Source organism: Streptomyces sp. NPDC046122, from assembly GCF_056429965.1.
The window spans coordinates 1-3,327 of the sequence record NZ_JBWKLQ010000044.1 but is presented as its reverse complement, the minus strand read 5'-3'; the positions used below and the strand labels follow the sequence as shown (position 1 = coordinate 3,327).

Sequence of the window (3,327 nt, the reverse complement as noted above, 5' to 3'; positions counted from 1 at the left end):
ATCACCACGCCAACGACGAGGGGCCCTGCCTCGTCACCACACCCGCTGACCAGCCCACTTCACCCTCCAGCACAAGATGAAAGAGGTTCAGTGAGCATTTTCAGCGGTAGCTCTCCAGGGTGAGGACGGCTTTGGCTGCGGTGGTGAGCCAGGCGGGGCTGCAGCGTGCTTTGCGGAAGATCCGCCAGGTCTTGAGGCGGGCGATGCCTCGCTCGACGGGATAGCGCAGGCGGGCGTGGGCCTTGTTGAGGAACTTGTGGCGGGCGCCGAGTTCTTCGCCGGGTCGGCGTCGTCGGCCGGTGGCGAGAGTGCCGCCGGCTCCGAGGTAGGCCAGGTCTGCCAGGGCCGGGATGCCGAGTCGGAGGCAGGTGTTGATGATGCGGTGTCTGCGGGCCGCGGTGAGGTCGTGGATGCGGCCGGGCAGTACCCCTGAGATCCACAGGATCGAACCATCCGGATCAGTGATCACTTGTACGTTCACGCCGTGGCGGCGGTGCTTGCCCGAATAGTCGGCGCGTGCGTCACCGACCCGGTCGCATTCCGCGAGAGTGCGTCGACCAGCACGTACTCCGCCTCAGACCCGGACCGCCATGTCTGAGCGCTACCACCACGGGTTGCGTCACGTCCAGGACCAGCTCATCACCTAGCCCACCGCTCGGTGTGCCAGCGCCTCCACCTGGTCAGTGGTCGTAGCCGGCCCGGCTCCCGCCTCGGATACCGTGTTGCTCTACGGGGTGCCATAACGGATGTGACGCCCCCCACCGGAGGTAGTCAGCGTATGAGTTCAAAGCGCAGCAAGAATCCAGCCCTGCCCGTACTTGACGACGCATTCCGACTCGCGTCGGTCAAGGACGCCGAAGAGTCCACCCGTGACTTGGCCGCGCGGCTGGCCACCACCGAGCTGCGCCGCGTTTCCCACCCGGGCCGGGTCACCTGGGAGCCCACCGATCAGGCCGAGCCCGTACCGGTCCCGCCGACTGTGGTCGACGGTGACGGGGACCTGTGGCTGCGGGACCGGGGCACTGGCACCTGGACCATGCCCGAGTTCAACCCGAAGGAGTTCCCGGCCCGCTGTGGCGAGGTTCTGACGTGGAACCAGCTTGCCCGCGAGTTCGGCCCGCTGACCGCACTGGCCGACGACCGCCGCATCGGCGGCGGCCGGCGTCGCTGACCGCGCAGCCTTTCTGGGATGACCGCGCCCCTGAAGCGCCCGTTACGGGTAGCTGGGAGCTCCAGCTCACCGCCGAGCTCGACGATGGCGGCGAGCAGGTGAGCGTGGTGGTGGCGTGCGACGGCCTCGAGCAGCGTGGTGCGGGCCTGGCGCCACCCGATGTCCTCGGTGCTGCCGGCGTCGGTGGAGCAGCCGGGTAGCGGTCGGCCTTCAGTTGCCGTGGTGAGCGCGCGGCCCAGCTCGCCGATCGACTGCTGCCAGTCGGCCAACTGCCCGAGCAGGCCGCGCACCAGCTCGTCGACGGCGGCCGCCGGGCCGGCGCCGAAGGCCCGCGCTTCGGCGGCGGCCTCGGCGAGGACGTCTTCGTCCAGGTCCTCGAGGGCCTCACGTCACGGAGCGGCCGCAGCGTCGAAAGCGGCCAGGGCGACACGTTCAGTGCAAACACCGCCGCGCATCGCGGTCTGACCTGCGGTGATGCCTCGGATAGAGGTTCGTGGCATCGGTGTTGCACCTCGCGTTGCAGGCCCGCGCCATGTCCGGGCGGAGCCGTCGGCCGCCGACAGCACGAGGCCCCGGGCGATGACGCCCGGGGCCTCTCGGTGCACTTCGCTTGACCGTCCTGTTCAACGAGCAGCCGCAGCCGGTGTCACGCCCAGTCCACGCCCAGCGCCGCGATTGCGGCGAGCTGGTCAGCGGTGAGCTTCTCGCGTCTCGCATGTGGGTTCGAGATCCATACGCCCAGCTTCACGATCACCGGCTCTGCCGCACCGTCGACCGCGATCGGCTCACCGTGGCCACGTGGCACCGCCTGTTCGGGGCCTTCCCGTTCGACCCACTGCGTGAGGGCTGCCAGGCCGCGCTGGAACGCCTGCTGCGCCTTGCTCGGCCCCTTCACCGGGCCGCCCGCCGCCGTGGCCGGGAAGGGGAGGCGGTGCCTGGATGCCAACGGCGGTCAGCCGTTCCTGCTGTTCGCATGAACCACCCGATAGGTGAACCAAACGCTCACTATGAGAGCGTTTATGCAGGTCTAGCCCTATATGAGGCCCTCGTCCCTGCCCTGCTTTGAGGCTTTCATCCTGTAGACGGAGAATGGCTTTGTCCGGAGCGGAGGCTCGGCCGTCCGTCTCGTTCGCTTCTGTGCTTGGAAGTCCGTCTGGTTTGAAGATGTTGTGGAATCGCCTGATGGACGGCGGAACCGAGCCCTCCGGCTCGCCTGTGATCACGCTACGTCGTGAGCGAGCGAAAGCCGTACCCCAGCGACCTGTCCGGCGCCCGATGGGCCCTGATCGAGCCGACGCTGACGGCCTGGAGAAAAGCCCGGCTCGACCGCAGGTCAACCGGGCAGCCGGCCAAGGTCGATTTACGTGACGTCTTCAACGCGATCCTCTAGGTAAACCGCACGGGAGTCCCCTGAAATACCTCCCGCACGATTTCCCGAACCACGGCACCGTCTATGCCTACTACGCCGCGTGGCGCGACGAAGGGATCTTCGCACAGCTCAATTACGACCTGACGGGACTGGCCCGGGTGAAGGAGGGGCGCACGTCCGAGCCGACCGCCTCTGTGATCGACACCCAGAGCGTCAAAACCTCCAGCAACGTGCCCCTGACCAGCCAGGGAACGGATGCGGCCAAGAAGATCGTCGGGAGGAAGCGCGGCATCCTCACCGACACTATCGGCCTCATCCTCGCCGTGGCCGTCACCGCCGCCGGCCTCTCGGAGAACGCCCTGGGAATCCGCCTCCTAGACCAGGCGAAGGAGAAGTACCCGACCATCTCCAAGAGCTGGGTCGATACCGGCTTCAAGGACGCCGTCGTCGAGCACGGCGCCCGCCTGGAATCGATGTCGAAGTCGTCAACTAAAACCCGGATACCCGTGGGTTTCACGTCGTGAGAAGGTGCTGGGTGGTCGAGCGGAGTATCGGTTGGATCATGACGCACCGCCGTCTCGCCCGCGACTACGAGACCCTCCCTGCCAGCTCCGAAGCCATGATCCACATCGCCTCGATCGACAACCTCGCCAGGCGTATAACGGACGAGACCACCCCTACCTGGCGAGGGACTTAGGCGTCGTTTCTTATGGCTTGATCGTTCGTTGAACGGTGCATGACGGATCTGGTTGAGCGTTTGGTGCCGGACGAGTTGTGGGTGTTGTTC

At 66.8% G+C, this 3,327-nt stretch carries 2 protein-coding genes and 2 pseudogenes; 2 read left to right on the top strand and 2 right to left on the bottom strand.

All coding sequences use genetic code 11. The features are described 5' to 3' along the window. Positions 1-100: 100 nt before the first annotated feature. Positions 101-576, bottom strand: a pseudogene (locus tag AC07FK_RS34070) (transposase family protein); the annotation flags it as partial. Positions 577-778: 202 nt separating this feature from the next. On the opposite strand from AC07FK_RS34070, the gene AC07FK_RS34065 reads away from it, so the two are divergent. Next, positions 779-1,171 (top strand): hypothetical protein, encoded by a 393-nt coding sequence (locus AC07FK_RS34065; RefSeq protein WP_073775444.1) that lies wholly within the window; start codon positions 779-781, stop codon positions 1,169-1,171. A gap of 646 nt (positions 1,172-1,817) precedes the next feature. On the opposite strand, the gene AC07FK_RS34060 is transcribed toward AC07FK_RS34065, so the two are convergent. Continuing rightward, on the bottom strand, positions 1,818-2,117 hold the full coding sequence (locus AC07FK_RS34060; RefSeq protein ID WP_479108769.1) for a helicase associated domain-containing protein: 300 nt from the start codon (positions 2,115-2,117) through the stop codon (positions 1,818-1,820). 285 nt (positions 2,118-2,402) lie between these two features. Here AC07FK_RS34060 and AC07FK_RS34055 point away from each other — a divergent pair. Then, a pseudogene (locus tag AC07FK_RS34055) lies at positions 2,403-3,237 on the top strand (IS5 family transposase). The last annotated feature ends 90 nt before the right edge of the window (positions 3,238-3,327 follow it).